Source organism: Variovorax sp. J22P240 (assembly GCF_030316855.1).
GTDB lineage: Bacteria > Pseudomonadota > Gammaproteobacteria > Burkholderiales > Burkholderiaceae_C > Variovorax.
On record NZ_JASZYR010000029.1, the window covers coordinates 1 to 14,500 of the forward strand.

General features: G+C 67.3%; 17 protein-coding genes. 11 read left to right on the top strand and 6 right to left on the bottom strand.

The window, feature by feature from the left end; all coding sequences use genetic code 11:
- Nucleotides 1-893: 893 nt before the first annotated feature.
- Nucleotides 894-1,355, bottom strand: coding sequence for a guanylate cyclase (locus tag QTI24_RS30700; protein WP_286605654.1), 462 nt, complete (start codon nucleotides 1,353-1,355; stop codon nucleotides 894-896).
- Nucleotides 1,356-1,573: 218 nt separating this feature from the next.
- Here QTI24_RS30700 and QTI24_RS30705 point away from each other — a divergent pair, with 218 nt between their 5' ends.
- A complete protein-coding gene (locus tag QTI24_RS30705) occupies nucleotides 1,574-1,990 on the top strand; it encodes a hypothetical protein (RefSeq protein WP_286605656.1) in 417 nt (138 codons plus the stop codon).
- A gap of 76 nt (nucleotides 1,991-2,066) precedes the next feature.
- Here the strand turns inward: QTI24_RS30705 and QTI24_RS30710 are convergent, their stop codons facing one another.
- From QTI24_RS30710 to QTI24_RS30720, 3 genes are all read right to left on the bottom strand, one after another.
- Entirely contained in the window at nucleotides 2,067-2,261 is a 195-nt protein-coding gene (locus QTI24_RS30710) for a hypothetical protein (protein WP_286605658.1), read from the bottom strand.
- Nucleotides 2,262-2,547: 286 nt separating this feature from the next.
- Entirely contained in the window at nucleotides 2,548-3,120 is a 573-nt protein-coding gene (locus tag QTI24_RS30715; protein ID WP_286605660.1) for an acyl-homoserine-lactone synthase, read from the bottom strand.
- A gap of 80 nt (nucleotides 3,121-3,200) precedes the next feature.
- Entirely contained in the window at nucleotides 3,201-3,590 is a 390-nt protein-coding gene (locus QTI24_RS30720) for a DUF4902 domain-containing protein (protein ID WP_286605662.1), read from the bottom strand.
- Here QTI24_RS30720 and QTI24_RS30725 point away from each other — a divergent pair.
- The 3 genes from QTI24_RS30725 to QTI24_RS30735 all read left to right on the top strand — a co-directional run bounded on the left by QTI24_RS30725 (nucleotide 3,583) and on the right by QTI24_RS30735 (nucleotide 5,730).
- Nucleotides 3,583-3,783 (top strand): hypothetical protein, encoded by a 201-nt coding sequence (locus tag QTI24_RS30725; protein ID WP_286605664.1) that lies wholly within the window; start codon nucleotides 3,583-3,585, stop codon nucleotides 3,781-3,783. The two genes, QTI24_RS30720 and QTI24_RS30725, sit on opposite strands and share 8 nt — an antisense overlap.
- A 109-nt stretch (nucleotides 3,784-3,892) precedes the next feature.
- Nucleotides 3,893-4,606 carry an autoinducer binding domain-containing protein gene (locus tag QTI24_RS30730; protein ID WP_286605666.1) on the top strand — a complete coding sequence of 238 codons (714 nt, stop codon included), beginning with the start codon at nucleotides 3,893-3,895 and terminating at the stop codon, nucleotides 4,604-4,606.
- Nucleotides 4,607-4,959: 353 nt separating this feature from the next.
- Nucleotides 4,960-5,730 carry a hypothetical protein gene (locus QTI24_RS30735; protein ID WP_286605667.1) on the top strand — a complete coding sequence of 257 codons (771 nt, stop codon included), beginning with the start codon at nucleotides 4,960-4,962 and terminating at the stop codon, nucleotides 5,728-5,730.
- 32 nt (nucleotides 5,731-5,762) lie between these two features.
- Here QTI24_RS30735 and QTI24_RS30740 read toward each other — a convergent pair whose 3' ends face one another.
- Both QTI24_RS30740 and QTI24_RS30745 read right to left on the bottom strand, forming a co-directional pair.
- On the bottom strand, nucleotides 5,763-5,885 hold the full coding sequence (locus tag QTI24_RS30740) for a hypothetical protein (protein WP_286605668.1): 123 nt from the start codon (nucleotides 5,883-5,885) through the stop codon (nucleotides 5,763-5,765).
- A gap of 274 nt (nucleotides 5,886-6,159) precedes the next feature.
- The gene (locus tag QTI24_RS30745; RefSeq protein ID WP_286605669.1) at nucleotides 6,160-6,387 is read right to left on the bottom strand and encodes a hypothetical protein; all 228 of its coding nucleotides are present in this window, start codon (nucleotides 6,385-6,387) and stop codon (nucleotides 6,160-6,162) included.
- A gap of 262 nt (nucleotides 6,388-6,649) precedes the next feature.
- On the opposite strand from QTI24_RS30745, the gene QTI24_RS30750 reads away from it, so the two are divergent.
- The 7 genes from QTI24_RS30750 to QTI24_RS30780 all read left to right on the top strand — a co-directional run bounded on the left by QTI24_RS30750 (nucleotide 6,650) and on the right by QTI24_RS30780 (nucleotide 14,316).
- Complete coding sequence (locus tag QTI24_RS30750; RefSeq protein ID WP_286605670.1) at nucleotides 6,650-7,684, top strand: LacI family DNA-binding transcriptional regulator; 1,035 nt, start codon at nucleotides 6,650-6,652, stop codon at nucleotides 7,682-7,684.
- A 45-nt stretch (nucleotides 7,685-7,729) separates the two neighbouring features.
- Nucleotides 7,730-9,331, top strand: a complete 1,602-nt coding sequence (locus QTI24_RS30755) for an FAD-dependent oxidoreductase (RefSeq protein WP_286605671.1) — start codon at nucleotides 7,730-7,732, stop codon at nucleotides 9,329-9,331.
- Between the two features lie 52 nt (nucleotides 9,332-9,383).
- Nucleotides 9,384-10,652: an ABC transporter substrate-binding protein gene (locus tag QTI24_RS30760; protein WP_286605672.1), complete on the top strand. Its 1,269-nt coding sequence runs from the start codon at nucleotides 9,384-9,386 to the stop codon at nucleotides 10,650-10,652.
- Between the two features lie 39 nt (nucleotides 10,653-10,691).
- Nucleotides 10,692-11,627 (top strand): carbohydrate ABC transporter permease, encoded by a 936-nt coding sequence (locus QTI24_RS30765; protein WP_286605673.1) that lies wholly within the window; start codon nucleotides 10,692-10,694, stop codon nucleotides 11,625-11,627.
- Nucleotides 11,617-12,459 carry a carbohydrate ABC transporter permease gene (locus QTI24_RS30770; RefSeq protein ID WP_286605674.1) on the top strand — a complete coding sequence of 281 codons (843 nt, stop codon included), beginning with the start codon at nucleotides 11,617-11,619 and terminating at the stop codon, nucleotides 12,457-12,459. The genes QTI24_RS30765 and QTI24_RS30770 overlap by 11 nt, the downstream gene beginning before the upstream one ends.
- A 23-nt stretch (nucleotides 12,460-12,482) precedes the next feature.
- Nucleotides 12,483-13,562, top strand: a complete 1,080-nt coding sequence (locus QTI24_RS30775; RefSeq protein ID WP_286605675.1) for an ABC transporter ATP-binding protein — start codon at nucleotides 12,483-12,485, stop codon at nucleotides 13,560-13,562.
- 211 nt (nucleotides 13,563-13,773) lie between these two features.
- Nucleotides 13,774-14,316, top strand: a complete 543-nt coding sequence (locus QTI24_RS30780; RefSeq protein WP_286605677.1) for a hypothetical protein — start codon at nucleotides 13,774-13,776, stop codon at nucleotides 14,314-14,316.
- Nucleotides 14,317-14,500 lie beyond the last annotated feature (184 nt).

Here is a 14,500-nt window from a genome sequence, read left to right on the forward strand (position 1 = left end):
AACGCCCACGCTTATCGGCTGTATATTTTTAACGAACTGCGCTCAACACTTCCCGTCTTGCGCCTTGCTCGCTGCGATCAGCGAAGCCTTCGATTATGCCACGTTTTTAGAGCCGCCGGCAACGATTTGACGTCGCAACAGAAAAAAAACCGCCAGACCATGACGCGGTGACCGCCTGTCACAGTGTCTGCCCCATGGCCGGCCAGGGCAGCTCTTCGCAAGTGGCTAACGCCGACGATCTCGCCTGCTACCGAGGCCATGTCGACGATCCGACCGGATTGTCGCGCCTTCAGGTGAGGAATCGCCGCCTGCGTCGCGTACACGCAGCCCACGATTCTATCTTGCCGAAAGCATGCAGGGTGGCGTCGATCAGCGCCTGGTGGACATGCGCGAGTACGGCGTGAGAGTGGCGACGCCATGGCGCTGTTGCGCGAGTGTTGCGTCGATGTCGGCCCGACACTGCAAGCCGAGAAGTTGCAGGCGTGTCACGGGGTTGTCCTCAGCAAGGAGACTGGGGGGCCGTTGATGGTGCCTGCAGGCCTTTGGACCCCGACGCAGGCAGCGCGCCCCCAGGATCCACCAGCCCGTGCAATGGCCGCGACTGCCTGGCGAATCCATCGAGCGCCATGGCAGTGACCACGCCCGGTTCGAGGAGCGAGCGCCGGCGTGCACGCAGCTGGAATCGCGCGTTCAAGCAGCACGGACGAAAGGATGGCGCCGCGAACAAGACTGCTGCGCAATGAGTCCATCCTCCGTCGCGGTGACGGCGCCGCTCGCTGTTTCGAACCCGGAGAGCGCGTGCCAGGTTGCATGAACGGGAACGCGGCGCTGACAGGGGCGCCGCAACCGGGGCGCCCCTGTGACGGGATGGTTGTCTCGGATGCAGCTGTGTCTCAGGCGTCGGCCAGGTGACGATGCATCAACGCGGCAGCACTCCGGAGCAGCTCGAACTCGCTATCTGGAAGCCGCAAGCTGCGCATGTCGAAATGGGACAGCGTGCCCCAGAGGCGTCCCGAGGCGGCGTCGAGCACCGGCACGCTGTGATAGGAGATCACGATCCCGCGCAAAGCGTGCCCGAAGAGGCGAGGGTCGGCGACGGAGTTGTCGGTGCGAAATGCACCGTCCTTCACCACGAACTGGCAAAAGCTGCGAGTGAACGGGACCACGGCGAGAAAGTCGGGCCGGATCCGTCCAGCCTTGTCGTGCAGGAGGACGTTGTGAAGCAGCGGCCCGGCAAATCGGTAGACCGCGGAGAACCGGTGCGGCACGCCTTCGTTGAGATACGCCAGGGCCGCGGCGGGGCCGCTTTCCTCCAGGACCGCGGAAAGAGCATCCAGAGTGCGCACGGAAGCCATGCGTTCATGGTAGCAAGACCCCATGCCGCGCGCTCCCGGATTTCCCCGACCTCCGCGGGGCGATGACGATGCGGCGAGGCGCGCGGATCGACACGTGGTGCCATCTCGGCACTTGCTGGAAAATGGCCGGCCGGAGCAGGTTGTGCTGCTTCAGCGCACCGGCAAAGGCCTCTGGCACCTCTGCCGATTCGACTCGAGCGGAGTCCTTGTTCCAGACCATGACCGAAGACGAACTCGTTGAACAGCTGGTCCGCGCGACGGACGACTGGATTTGCACGGCCGCGCCGGAGGATCTGCTGAAAGTGCTGATCGGCGGTGGCCTGGACGCCTCCATGGTCGACCTGGGCGACGAGATCACGGTCTTCATCGAACTCGGCGATCGGCGAGGTCTGCTCTCGAGTGTCGGGATCCTCGGCGGCGACTTGCCAGCCGATGAGGCGCTCGCCCTTTACGCGCAGGCCTGGGGCGCCTCCGAGCCGCCTGCCGATGACAGGGCGCAGCAAGCTTGGCTCGCCAGCGATGGGATCGCGCAAGAGGCCGCGAGGCAGCACCTGCTGGCCGCCGTCGAAGAGAACATCGACTTGTTCGTGGCGGTGGCTGCGCAGTGGTTTCGGCAGCGCTCGGGAGCGGCCTGAGGCGCTGTCGAGGACGGTCGGCCGCGCTGCGCCCCGCTGGGTCGGCTGGCCGAGCCACCGGGCAGACGGCTCCTCGTCAGCGCAGCGTGGAGAGGCGTCCGCCGACCTTGGCGTTGCCAGCGCACTCGCTCAGCAGTTCCGCCGACTGTGTGACTTGCGCGGCCATCCGGTCGTTCAGCGACTTCCATCCGCGATGCTGCATCGGCCGAATCATGAAAATCCACACGACACCGACGCAAGCGGCGACGGTCAAGACCAGCAACCAGTGCATCCACTCCATTCTGAAATCCCGCTCAGCTTCGTTGGATTGCAGTTTGTTACCTTCTGGCGGCGCTGGACATCCCCAAAAGTGGGGAGGGAGGTGCGGGCAGGTTCTCTTGGATCCATGAGACCTGCCTGGGCCAGCATTCCAGACAGGCGACTCTTCTCGTGAGCGGGTTTGCCGGCGAGATGCGTCCTGGGTCGGTCAAGAACGATCGATCAAGCCATCACGCCGCGCACTCTCAAGACGGGGCGCAGAACCGCGTTGCGACCCGTGGCCTCAGCGCAGGTCGTGTTCAACTCACGGTGGCGCGCTCGTTCACCTCGATCCAGCACGCGAAGATCGGGTGGCCCCCGACGATCATCGGGGGACCCGCGCGATGGGCGCGAAAGCCTTCACGGCGCAGCAGCCGCTCGACCCCGAGCGGCGAGACGGTGATGATGCGTTCGACGCCGTGGCGACGCGCGATCGCCAGCGCTTCTTCGAGCAGTGCGACGGCCACGGGCGAGGAGAACTGGTGCAGCGCATTGCCTTGGGCCGCCGCGAAGTCCACGGCGGCGAATCGCGAGAGTTCCCAGATGCGAGGATCGCAGGGCACCGGCATGCCGCCGAGCAACTGGGGGAAGACGTCACCCAGCAGATAGGGGCGATCGGTCGGCAGCAGCCGCGCAGTGCCGACGATGCTCTGGCCGTCATCGCGCGCGGCCAGGTACAGCGTGTCCTCGCGGTCGAACTGGTCGCGTTCCTGGCCTTCCTCGGTGAGGAGATCCCAGCCCAGCGTCTCGACGAACACCTTGTGGCGGTATCGCGCGACGTCCTCGAGCATGCGCGGTGCCATTTCGGCGGGCCGTCCTGCCAATATTTCCATTGCCATTGCTTGTTCCCGGTTGTAAGTCGGGAAGATTTCAGCCGCCATGCGGCGGCGGCGAAACTATCATTTCTGAGAGGTCACGCCGCGTAGCGCTCGCACACCGCCCGAAAGGCCGGCGTGTTCCAGTTGAAGCCGTCGATGAAATTGGCGAGCACCTGCAGGCTTTCGTTCCACGGCAAGGCCGCGCGGTCGCGATCGAGCAGCAGGACGTTGGTGCGCGGCAGTCCGAGCCGGCGGATCCGGGGTGGCGACGCGGTGCCTTCGAGCTGCCAGTCCCACCCGAGGCTCAGTCGGGGCTGCGCCGGACAGACCCACTCGGTGTAGCCTGAGAGCGCGATGCCCGCGCCACAGGCGTGGGCAGGGCTGCCCGAGTCGTCGTCGAGCCCGGAGACCAGGTGGGTCAGGCGCAGGTGCTCGAGTTCAGGTTGCCGAATCCGAAGCAGTCCGTCTGACAAGGGTATGATCATTTTCATGGCTCCTGTGGTGGCACCGATCGCGGTCACGCAGCGCCGGATGAAGCTTGCACGCGCCGATCCGGCCATTCGGCGGCTGCGGTCGAACGTCGAGGGGCGAATTGCGGCGAACCGCACGGACGGCCATGATTTCGAGGCCTCGGGCCTCGCAGAGCGCACCGGCCGTGGCGCGTTTGGGCTAGATTGATGACTGGCCAAAGACCGGCGTGGCATCTCGCACCCCTGCCACGCGCCCTGGGATCCGTTTCCGAGCCACCGAGGGACCTGATGTCCAAGCTGCATTCGAGCCCACCCCCATGCGCGCGTTCGACGAACACCTGCTGACGGCGCTTGACCGGGCCGAGAGCGAAGACGTGGTCTTCGAGGCGTTGCTGGCCGCCGCGCGCGAACTGGGCTTCGAGCACTGCGCGTACGGACTCCGGCTCGCCGTGCCGGTGTCGAACCCGAAAGTCATCACGCTGAACAACTACCCGAAGGCGTGGCAGGAGAGGTACCAGAAGGCGGGTTATCTCGCGATCGATCCGAGCGTGCGGCACGGCAGTCTGAGCCAGCGCCCGCTGCTCTGGACCGACGATGTCTTCACCTCGACCCAGCAGTTCTGGGCCGAGGCCAGGGAGCAGGGTCTGCGCGTGGGCTGGGCGCAGTCGAGCCTGGACGGCTTTGGCGTCGGCGGGATGCTGACGCTGTCGCGCTCGGGCGAACCGCTGACCGCGAGCGAACTCGAGTCGAAGGAAAGCGAAATGCGCTGGCTCGTGCAGGCCGCGCATCTGTCGCTGTCGCGATTGCTCAAGCCCAAGTACGTGGTGCACCCGGACGTCGCACTGACGCCGCGTGAAATCGAGGTGCTCAAGTGGAGTGCCGATGGCAAGACCGCCGCGGAGATCGCCGACATCCTTTCCATCTCGATTCCAACGGTCAACTTTCATATCAAGAACGCGGTTCTAAAAATGAAGGCGGCGAACAAGACAGCCGCCGTGGTTCAGGCTCTCATGGCAGGGCTGCTGAACTGATCCCCGGCGGCTCCCCGCGTCGACGACCGTGCCGGTCGGCGGCGAGCCCGGCGGATGTTCCTGTCCATCCCCTTCCAGGCCTCTGGCTCGCCTTCCGACGCCCGCTGGGCGATGCGTTGCCAAAGAGGCTCGCCGGTACTTTGTCACAGAGCGGTCGCGCGTGATGCGGTTTTCGCAGCCAACCTACCACTATTGCTAGTTATCCCGTGGCGCGCCCTCGCCTCCAATCGAGGCATGAATCTCGTTGCGTTGCGTGCGAAGCGTTCCGATGCCGTGGAGGTGATTCGCCGGCCTTCGCATGGGCATGTGACGAGGCCTGCCGCAACGCCTGATCAGTGCACGGACCCATGCCCATGACGTCGTTCCTTGGTCGCGAAGAAATACGCGTGCATCTCGCGCCGGGCACCTTGATCGCCTGCGAGGTGACGCGGCTGTGGCTGCGACCGCTGATCACCCGCAAGGCGCACTTCGACTTCGACGCTGGCGATCGGGGCCGGGCCATGGAGGCGCTCGCCGCGTGGATCGCGCAGGGCCCGGCCGGTCGGGCGCTGACATGGATCATCGGTGCCGGCGAAACGCAGTACTTCGTGCTGCCGTGGTCGCCGGCCCTGATCGATCGGGGCCTGCGGGATGCCTACGCCCGCGCGCGCTTCGAGCAGTTGTTTGACCAGGAGGCGACCTCTTCGGCCTTCTACTTCTCGACGCCCTCGGACGACAACGGGCAACTCGTCTCCTGCGTGCCGATCGACCTGCCCAAGGAGCTCGCGGCCTTCGCGCAGCGCACAGGGTGCGAGCTCGCCGGCATCAAGCCTTCCGTCCCGATGGTGTGGGATCAGTTTCGCGACGTCCTGGAGACCGAGCGGGGTACGCTGTGCGTCGTGGACGGCGACAGACAGGCCATCGTTCGTCACGACAGGAAGCGCATCAAGGACATCACGGTGAGGTCCTCCTCGAAGTCGGTGGCCGTCGGCTCGAAGCGCGAAGGCGTTTTCAGGCGCTTCTCGAACGAGCCATCCACCGCGCCGCTGCCGGCGTCCAGCGCGGACCTCCGCCTTCCTGCTCAACCCGGCTTCGTGGCCGCGGACGATGCCGCCTATGCGTTTGCCCTGTGCGGGGCGCTCTGAGGGAACCGACAGGGTCGTCGGCTGCGCCGTGGTCAGTTCAGCGGATCGAGTGACCGATCGACATCGTGGCCCTCGGCCTGCGCCAGCAGGCGGGCCGCGGCGCCCGCGGCCATCTGGAGCCGCCGCACATCGCGCTTAGTACGCCGGCAGTTCATAGCGCGCGCTCCTGCGCGACACTCCTGAGCAGTTGCGGCATGTGCCCCTCGATGATGCGCTGGCAGATGGTCGTGTCCAGGGGGTGCGACTGGCCGACCTTGACCACGGGCTCCTTGGCGCCCTCGCCGAGATGTGGCGGAACACGCGCTCGCCGCCGACCAACTCGCCGACGAAGACCACTTCGAGGTTGAGCTGCTCGCGCACGACGCGAAGCAGCATGCCGATCGACCGTTCCAGGTGGGCCAGCGCCTCAGCAGCTGTGAAGCTTCCCGATCACGGATTCAGAATCACCCAGATCGACATCGCCAGCAGCAAGGGAACCGAAACGCTGGCGACACGCCACATGAAACTGAAGTGAATTTCATCCCTGCAGTTGGCGAGCAGGCGCTGGTGCAGGTCGGTGGGCGACAGCTGCGCCGGCTCCGCGTCCGATTCAGCCCCCCAGTGATACGCGTGCGCGCTCGGTGGCTCGGCGACGAGGCCGAGTTCGCCGGTGTCCATGAAGGATGAGACCTGAGTTCCGGGGGGCGTACGCAAAACAGTCAATTCGTATTGGAAAAAGCAAATCCTCATGCGAGCGTCCCGCTGGGCGATCCGGGTCGACCGAGGATCCAGAGTAGTACGTTAGTTTAATCGGCGAAGCAGCCGCGTCGTCGAGCCAAGTCCGTGGCCCGCGGGAAATCCCTCCCCTCCGGCCGGCGCCAATGCCGTGATGAATTCCTGATAATGCGCATTAGCAAATTGGTAATACGCATCAGCAACCATGCCCGCTGCCCGCCGCCTCACCCAGCAAGACATTGCCAAGCTCGCCGGCGTGAGCCAGGCCACGGTGTCCCTGGTCCTCAACGGCGCCGAGAACGCGCTCGCGCGCATCCCGCCGGAAACGCGCGAGCGGGTGCAGAAGATCATTCGCGACACCGGTTACGTGCCCGATCCGATCGCCCGCCGCATGGCCCGGGGTTCGAACCGGATCCTGGCCGTGTTCACCTACGAGCCGGCGTTTCCGAACGCGCACGCCGACTTTTTCCTGCCCTTCCTGTTCGGCATCGAGGAGGAGGCGCAGGCCCAGGGCTACGACCTGCTGCTGCTGACCGGCGCAGGGGAAGGCGCGCAGCGCAAGATCTTCGCCGAGGAGAGCCGTCTGCGCATCGCCGATGGCTGCATCGTGCTGGGCAAGACCTTCGACCGGACCGAGCTCGCGCGGCTGGTGGCGGGCGACTATCCCTTCGTCGCGATCGGCCGACGCGAGGATGCGGGCGGGTCCGTGCCTTTCGTGGGCGGCGACTACGCGACGGCCACCGGCGCGCTGGTGCGGCAGGCCCGCGAACTGGGGCATCGGCGTCTGGCCTATCTCGGGTCGACGGGCCCCGCGGAATCGCCGCTGGATCGGTGGAAGGGCTTCACGGCCGCGCTGGGCGACGACCTCGAACTGGTCCTGCAATTGCCGGAGCCGCCGGCTGACGAGGGCCAACTGCTCGATGCGCTGCTCGCCAGTGGCGCGACGGTGGCGTTCTGCGTGGAACTGGCCGACGCGGTGCGCCTCGAGCGCGCAGCCAAGGCGCGCGGGCTGGGTCTGCCGGCCGATTGCTCGGTGGTGGCGCTGGGTTCGCACATCCGCACCGAAGGCAGCGGCACGCGCTTCGCGTCGTTCGGGGTGCCGCGCGAGGAGATGGGCCGCCAGGCCACCGCGATGCTCGTGCGACGCGTCGAAGGCGGCATGGCGCAAGCGGTGCAACAGGTGCTGCTGCCCTGCGAGCCGATCCGCGGCGAAACCCTCGGCCCCGCGAAGCCGTCCTGAACTCACCCTGAACTCATCCATCTGGAACGACACAGCATGCGAGAAATGAAGACGGACATCCTGGTGGTCGGCGGCGGCCTGGGCGGCGTGGCCGCGGCGCTGGGCGCGCTGGAGGCGGGCCGGACGGTGGTGATGAGCGAGGAGTACGACTGGATCGGCGGGCAGCTCACGAGCCAGGCGGTGCCGCCGGACGAGCACAGCTGGGTCGAGCAGTTCGGCGTCACGCGCCGTTATCGCGCGCTGCGCGACGGCATTCGACGCTACTACCGCGACCACTACCCGCTCACCGCGGCCAGCCGCGCGTGGGACGAGCTCAACCCGGGCGCGGGCTGGGTCAGCCGCATCTGCGCCGAGCCGCGGGTGGGGCTGGCGGTGCTCGAAGCCATGCTGGCGCCCTATCGCGGCGCCGGCCGCCTGACGGTCCTGCAACCCTGCCGCCCCGTCGCGGCCGACGTCGCGGGCGACACGGTGCGCGCGGTGACGCTGCGCCATCGCGACACCGGCGACGAGATCACGGTGGCCGCCGCCTTCGTGATCGACGCGACCGAACTCGGCGACCTGCTGCCGCTGACGGGCTGCGACTATGTGACCGGCTTCGAAAGCCGATCCGACACGGGCGAGCCCAGCGCGCCGGCCACGGCGCAGCCGCACAACGTGCAGGCGGTGTCGATCTGCTTCGCGATCGACCACGTCGACGGCGACCAGACCATCGACAAGCCGCGCAACTATGACTTCTGGCGCGCCTACCAGCCGCACTTCTGGGGCGGTCCGCTGCTGGGCTTCAAGGCGCCGAATCCGCGCACCCTGGAGATCACCGAGCGCTCCTTCACTCCCAACCCGGATGACGATCCGTTGCGCGTCGATGCCGACCAGCGCAAGAGCGGCGGCGACCAGAACCTGTGGACGTTCAGGCGCATCGCGGCGCGGCGCAACTTCACGCCGGGCGCCTACGGCTCGGACATCTGCCTGGTGAACTGGCCCATGATCGACTACATGGAGGGCTCGATCCTCGATGTGTCCGAGCACGAGAAAGCGCGCCACCTCCAGTCGGCGGCCGAACTGTCGCATGCGGTCTTCTACTGGCTGCAGACCGAGGCCCCGCGCGCCGACGGCGGCGCCGGCTTTACGGGACTGCGGCTGCGCGGCGACGTCACGGGCACGGCGCACGGCCTGGCGATGGCGCCCTACATCCGCGAGAGTCGCCGCATCCTGGGCGTGACGCGCGTCGTCGAGCAGCACCTGTCGCATGCCGTGCGCGGCGACCAGGGTGCCGTGCGCTACCGCGACAGCGTGGGCGTGGGCATGTACCGCATCGACCTGCACCCCTCCACCGGCGGCGACAACTACATCGACGTGCCGTCCTGCCCCTTCGAGATTCCGCTCGGCGCCCTGCTGCCGCGCCGCATGACGAACCTGCTGGCCGGCGGCAAGAACATGGCCACCACCCACATCACCAACGGCTGCTACCGGCTGCATCCGGTGGAATGGAACGTGGGCGAAGTGGCCGGGATGCTGGCCGCCCATTGCCTCGACCACCACGTGACGCCGCACCAGGTGCAGGCCGACGACGCGCGACTCGCCGACTTCCAGGCGCTGCTCGCGCGCGCCGGCGTCCAGACGCGCTGGCCCGACGTGCGCGCCTATTGAGACACCGACCGAGCCACCGACCGCATCACCGACAAGACCAAGGAGACCCGCCATGTTCCAACGCAAGAAGTCCGTCCCGCTCCGCGCCATCGCCGCGGGCCTGGCCCTGTCGCTGGGCCTCGCGGCCGGCGCCTCGGCCGAGACCAAGCTGCGCATGACCATCTGGAGCGCCAACGAGGCGCACCTGAAGCTCTTCAACGGCATCGCCGAGGGCTTCAGGAAGGAGCACCCCGAGGTCACGGTCAGCTTCGAGTCGCTGCCTTTCGAGAACTACACCACCGCCCTGACCACGCAGATCGCCGGCGGCAACGCCCCCGACATGGCCTGGATCTTCGAGACCAGCGCCTATGACTTCGTCAACTCGGGCGCCCTCGTGCCGCTCACCAAGGCGCTGGCCGCCACGCCGGGCTACGGCCTGGGCGAGATCACCCCGTCGGCCACCGAGCGCTGGTCCAGGGACGGCGTGCTCTACGCCTATCCCTTCTCGACCTCGCCCTTCGCGGTGTTCGTCAACAACGACCTCGTCCGCAAGGCCGGCGCCAAGACCCCGGCGGAACTCATCGCCGCCGGGCAATGGACCTGGCCCAATGCGATCGCGACGGCGCAGGCCGTCGCGCAGGGCGGCAAGGGCGGCCTGGTGGTGCGCGACTTCAACTACCAGGCCTGGCAGTACCTGTCCTCGGTGTGGAACGCGTGGGGCGCGTCGCCCTGGAGCGCCGATGGCAAGCGCTGCACCTTCACCGACAAGCCCATGGTCGATGCCCTGGGATTCATTCACGACGCGATCTTCGTGAAGAAGGCGATCCCCGGACCGGGCCAGAACGTCGACTTCTTCGCGGGTGACGCCGCGATGACGATCACGCAGATCAGCCGTGCCTCGCTGCTGCCCAAGGACAAGCGCTTCGACTGGGACCTGGTGCCGCTGCCCAGGGGCACGACGGGCGACTACGCGATCGTCGGCCAGGCCGGCATCGGCGTGCTGAAGGCGGGCAAGGACGCGGCCCTGGCGACGGCCTTCGTCGGCTACATGACCAACCCGGAGAATTCGGCCAAGCTGGCGCAGTTCTTCCCCTCGGCGCGCAAGTCCTTGCTCAACGCCGAAGTGCTCGGCAAGACCAACGCCCTGCTCTCGCCGGCCCAGCTCGACAAGGTCGTGGTCTCGGGCATCGCGACCGGCAAGGTGATGCCGGCGCACACGGACTTCGCGCGCCTGCAGCAGATGGTGCGTTCCGGCCTCGATGCCGTGTGGCAACCGAAGGCCGACATCCCGGCGGCGACGCGCGCGATCTGCGCCCAGATCGGCCCGCTGCTCGCGCAATAGGCGCCGCTGCAAGTGCTTCACGCCCCGCAGAGCCGCACCATGGCCCGCCCACCCGATCCCGCGTCCGCGCTGCCCGCGACCACGCCGCGGCCGTTCTGGACGATCGCGCGGCGCGACAGCGTCGCGGGCTTGCTGTTCGTCGCACCGCAACTGGCGGGCACGTTCGTGTTCGTGCTCGTGCCACTGGTGCTGGTGTTCTGGTACTCGCTGCACGAATGGAACGTCCTGGCCAACACCTTCAACTTCACCGGCACCCGCAACTACGAGCAGTTGCTGAGCGACCCCCAACTGCCCGGCGTGCTGCTGGCCTCGGCGCTGTTCTCGGGCGGGCTGGTGGTCCTGAACCTGGGCCTCGCCTTGCTGCTGGCGGTGCTCCTGAACCAGAAGCTGGCGGGCATCACGGTGTTCCGCACACTGTTCTTCTCGCCCGTGGTGGTCTCGCTGGTGGCATGGACCATCGTCTGGGGTTTCCTGCTGCAGCACAACGGCGGCATCAACGGCATGCTCGGGCTGCTGGGCGTCGAAGGGCCGAACTGGCTGCGCACACCCACCACGGCGATGGTCTCGGTGATCGTGGTGCAGGTGTTCAAGAACGTGGGGCTCAACATGGTGCTCTTCCTGGCGGCGCTGCAAGGCGTGCCGCGCGAGCTGTACGAGGCGGCGCGCATCGACGGCGCGCCGCGCTTCAAGCAGTTCCGTCGCATCACGCTCCCGCTCATCAGTCCCACGATCCTGCTGACCTCGATCATCACGATCGTCGGCTCGCTGCAGGTGTTCGCACAGATCGCCGTGCTGACGCAAGGCGGGCCGGGGGTGTCGACCACGGTGCTGGTGTACTACCTGTACCAGCAGACCTTCCAGTTCCATCGCTTCGGCTATGGCTCGACCCTGGCGATCGTGCTGTTCGCGATCGTGGCGCTGCTGACCCTGGCCCAGTGGCAGATGCGCAAGAAGTTCGTCTTCCATGAACAGTGAGACCTCCGCGCGCAGCAAGGTCGCGCTGTACGGGCTGCTGTGCGTGCTGCTCATCCCCTTCGTGTTCCCGACCTGGTGGATGGTGACGTCGTCGCTCAAGCCGATCAGCGACATCTTCGTGTTTCCGCCGCAGCTCTTTCCGGCGCAGCCGGATTGGAGCACCTACAGGCAGGTGTTCACGATCCAGCCGTTCGCGCAGCAGTACTGGAACTCGGCCTGGATCGCCGCCGTGGTGACGGCCGCCACGCTCGCCATCTCGTCGATGGCCGGCTATGCCTTTGCGCGCATCCGTTTCCCTGGCGCCAATGCCTTGTTCCTCGTCGTGCTGACCGGGCTGCTGATCCCGTCCGAAGTGACCATCGTGCCGCTGTTCCGGATGTTCCTGAAGCTCGGCTGGGTCAACACCCACTGGCCGCTGGTGCTGATTCCGGTCTTCGGCGCGCCCAGCGTGTTCGCGACCTTCGTGATGCGCCAGTTCTTCATCGCGCTGCCGCAGGAGCTGGAAGAAGCCGCGCGGGTCGACGGCCTCGGGCGCGTCAAGATCTTCCGCACCATCGCGCTGCCGCTGGCGCGCCCGGCCCTGGCGTCGGTGGCGATCTTCACCTTCCTGCACAGCTGGAACCTGTACCTGGAGCCGATCGTGTTCCTGTCGACGCCATCCAAGTTCACGCTGCCGCAGGCGCTCACGCAGTACACCGACGCCTACGGCGGGCCGATGTGGAACATCCAGCTCGCCGCCGCCACGCTGACGGCGCTGCCGGTACTGATCGTCTTCGTGCTCGCGCAGAAGCAGTTCGTCGAAGGCCTGGCCCACACGGGGCTCAAGGGCTGAGCGACCCCATCCGAACCCCATTCATGGCTGAAGTCCTACTTTCCCGCATCCAGAAACGCTTTGGCGCCGTGCAGGTGATCCACGGGCTGGACCTGCACATCCACGACGGCGAGTTCGTGGCGCTGGTCGGGCCCTCGGGCTGCGGCAAGTCGACGCTGTTGCGCATGATCGCCGGGCTGGAAGCCGTCACGCACGGCCGCATCCACATCGGCGGGCGCGACGTGACCGACCTCGACCCGAAGGACCGCGACATTGCGATGGTGTTCCAGAACTACGCGCTCTATCCGCACATGACGGTGGCGGCGAACATGGGCTTCTCGCTGGAGCACCGCGGCCGGCCGAAATCGGAGATCGCCGAGCGCGTGCGATGGGCGGCCGACATCCTGGGGCTGGCGCCATTGCTCGAGCGCTATCCGCGCCAGCTCTCCGGCGGCCAGCGCCAGCGCGTCGCCATGGGGCGCGCCATCGTGCGCAACCCGCAGGTGTTCCTGTTCGACGAGCCTCTGTCCAACCTGGATGCGAAGCTGCGCATCGTCATGCGCGGCGAGATCAAGGGCCTGCACCAGCGGCTCCAGACCACCACGGTCTATGTCACGCACGACCAGGTCGAGGCGATGACGATGGCCGACCGCATCGTCGTGCTCCATGCGGGCCGGGTCGAGCAGGTCGGCTCGCCGCTCGAGCTCTTCGACCGCCCTGCCAACCAGTTCGTGGCCGGCTTCATCGGCTCGCCCGCGATGAACTTCATCCCGGGCCGCTACACCCCAGAGGGCTTTGCGGCCACCGGCGTCGTGCTGCCTCTGCCACCGACTGCAACCCGGATTCGTGCGGGACGCGAGGCCATCTGCGGCATCCGGCCCGAGCACTTCGAGATCTGCAGCGCGGGCGAAGGCGTGCCAGCGCAGGTGCTGCTGGTCGAGCCGCTGGGGTCGCAGACGCAACTCAGCCTGCGCCTGGGCGACACGCCGGTGATCGCCCTGTTCCACGAGCGCCTGGGCGTGGCGCCGGGCGAGGTGCTCCACGTGCGGCCGAAGCCGGGTGCGGTGCACATGTTCGACCCCACCACGGGCGTTCGAATGGACGCGGAGCACGCCCTCGCGTGACGCCGCCGCCCGAAGCGGACGCCGAAACGTCGCCGTAGTGCGAAATGCTTCACAGGGCCGGGTCGCGCTTCGATCCGGCCGGACGGCGGGCGGCCCGAGCCGGCTAAGCTCGGCGCATGACCACCACGATGAACCTCCGAAGCGCAGCCGAAGCCTCGATCGCGCGCCATGACCGGGCCGGCGAGGGACGCGGATTCGGACTGCGCGTCGAATGACCGGGGACGGCCTGCGCCTCACCGGCCCGGACGGCCGCAACTACGTCCTGGGCGACCCGGTCGACGTGTTCGATGGGCAGACCTTGATCGGACGCGTGCAGTCCGTGACGCTCAGTCCGGATGGAACCGAGGTGTTGATCGAGAACTTCATGACCGTCGACTTTCAGGGCTTCCGGATCGGTGCACTGCCGAAACTGGTGTTGGCGGAGGTGGTCAGCTTCATCGCCGAGCGAAACCCGTCGATCCATACGATCGGCATCGAGCTCAGCCGCGAGATCGCCGACTTCGACGGACGCGAGGCTCTGCTGGCCAAGGCGCGGTCGGAGATCCTGCAGAGCATCGGCGCCCAGGACATCCGCGTGACGCCGAAGGCAGCCCATTTCGCGGTCACGGGCATCTGGCGCTATGACAGCGCCAGCGTCGCGGCGCTGGCCGCCGCGCTGCAGGTGCAGCGCGATGCCTACCGCGCCGGCAAGAGGGCGATGCCGACCACGCCGCGGACACGGCTCGGCCAGCTGCTGCGGAAGAAGACGTCCTGATCCGGCGCGGGCCGCGGCCTTCGACCTAGGAGCTACTTTGGGGCCTCTTGGCCTTGGTCGCTGCCTTGGTCCGCGTGCGGGGCACCGTGTCCGCAGCGGCATCCGCGGCGAGGTGCAGGGCGGCCCACGGGTTGGCTCCGTGGAAGGTCGTCTTGGCAAGCGGCAGGGGCTCCCTGGGTTGTCG

Coding starts and splice junctions, on each gene's coding strand:
- QTI24_RS30745 (WP_286605669.1), bottom strand. CDS start 6,387: ATGGACACCGGCGAACTCGGCCTCGTCGCCGAGCCACCGAGCGCGCAC.
- QTI24_RS30725 (WP_286605664.1), top strand. CDS start 3,583: ATGATCATTTTCATGGCTCCTGTGGTGGCACCGATCGCGGTCACGCAG.
- QTI24_RS30760 (WP_286605672.1), top strand. CDS start 9,384: ATGTTCCAACGCAAGAAGTCCGTCCCGCTCCGCGCCATCGCCGCGGGC.
- QTI24_RS30730 (WP_286605666.1), top strand. CDS start 3,893: ATGCGCGCGTTCGACGAACACCTGCTGACGGCGCTTGACCGGGCCGAG.
- QTI24_RS30770 (WP_286605674.1), top strand. CDS start 11,617: ATGAACAGTGAGACCTCCGCGCGCAGCAAGGTCGCGCTGTACGGGCTG.
- QTI24_RS30705 (WP_286605656.1), top strand. CDS start 1,574: ATGACCGAAGACGAACTCGTTGAACAGCTGGTCCGCGCGACGGACGAC.
- QTI24_RS30700 (WP_286605654.1), bottom strand. CDS start 1,355: ATGGCTTCCGTGCGCACTCTGGATGCTCTTTCCGCGGTCCTGGAGGAA.
- QTI24_RS30735 (WP_286605667.1), top strand. CDS start 4,960: ATGACGTCGTTCCTTGGTCGCGAAGAAATACGCGTGCATCTCGCGCCG.
- QTI24_RS30750 (WP_286605670.1), top strand. CDS start 6,650: ATGCCCGCTGCCCGCCGCCTCACCCAGCAAGACATTGCCAAGCTCGCC.
- QTI24_RS30710 (WP_286605658.1), bottom strand. CDS start 2,261: ATGCACTGGTTGCTGGTCTTGACCGTCGCCGCTTGCGTCGGTGTCGTG.
- QTI24_RS30720 (WP_286605662.1), bottom strand. CDS start 3,590: ATGATCATACCCTTGTCAGACGGACTGCTTCGGATTCGGCAACCTGAA.
- QTI24_RS30715 (WP_286605660.1), bottom strand. CDS start 3,120: ATGGAAATATTGGCAGGACGGCCCGCCGAAATGGCACCGCGCATGCTC.
- QTI24_RS30765 (WP_286605673.1), top strand. CDS start 10,692: ATGGCCCGCCCACCCGATCCCGCGTCCGCGCTGCCCGCGACCACGCCG.
- QTI24_RS30740 (WP_286605668.1), bottom strand. CDS start 5,885: ATGAACTGCCGGCGTACTAAGCGCGATGTGCGGCGGCTCCAGATGGCC.
- QTI24_RS30780 (WP_286605677.1), top strand. CDS start 13,774: ATGACCGGGGACGGCCTGCGCCTCACCGGCCCGGACGGCCGCAACTAC.
- QTI24_RS30755 (WP_286605671.1), top strand. CDS start 7,730: ATGAAGACGGACATCCTGGTGGTCGGCGGCGGCCTGGGCGGCGTGGCC.
- QTI24_RS30775 (WP_286605675.1), top strand. CDS start 12,483: ATGGCTGAAGTCCTACTTTCCCGCATCCAGAAACGCTTTGGCGCCGTG.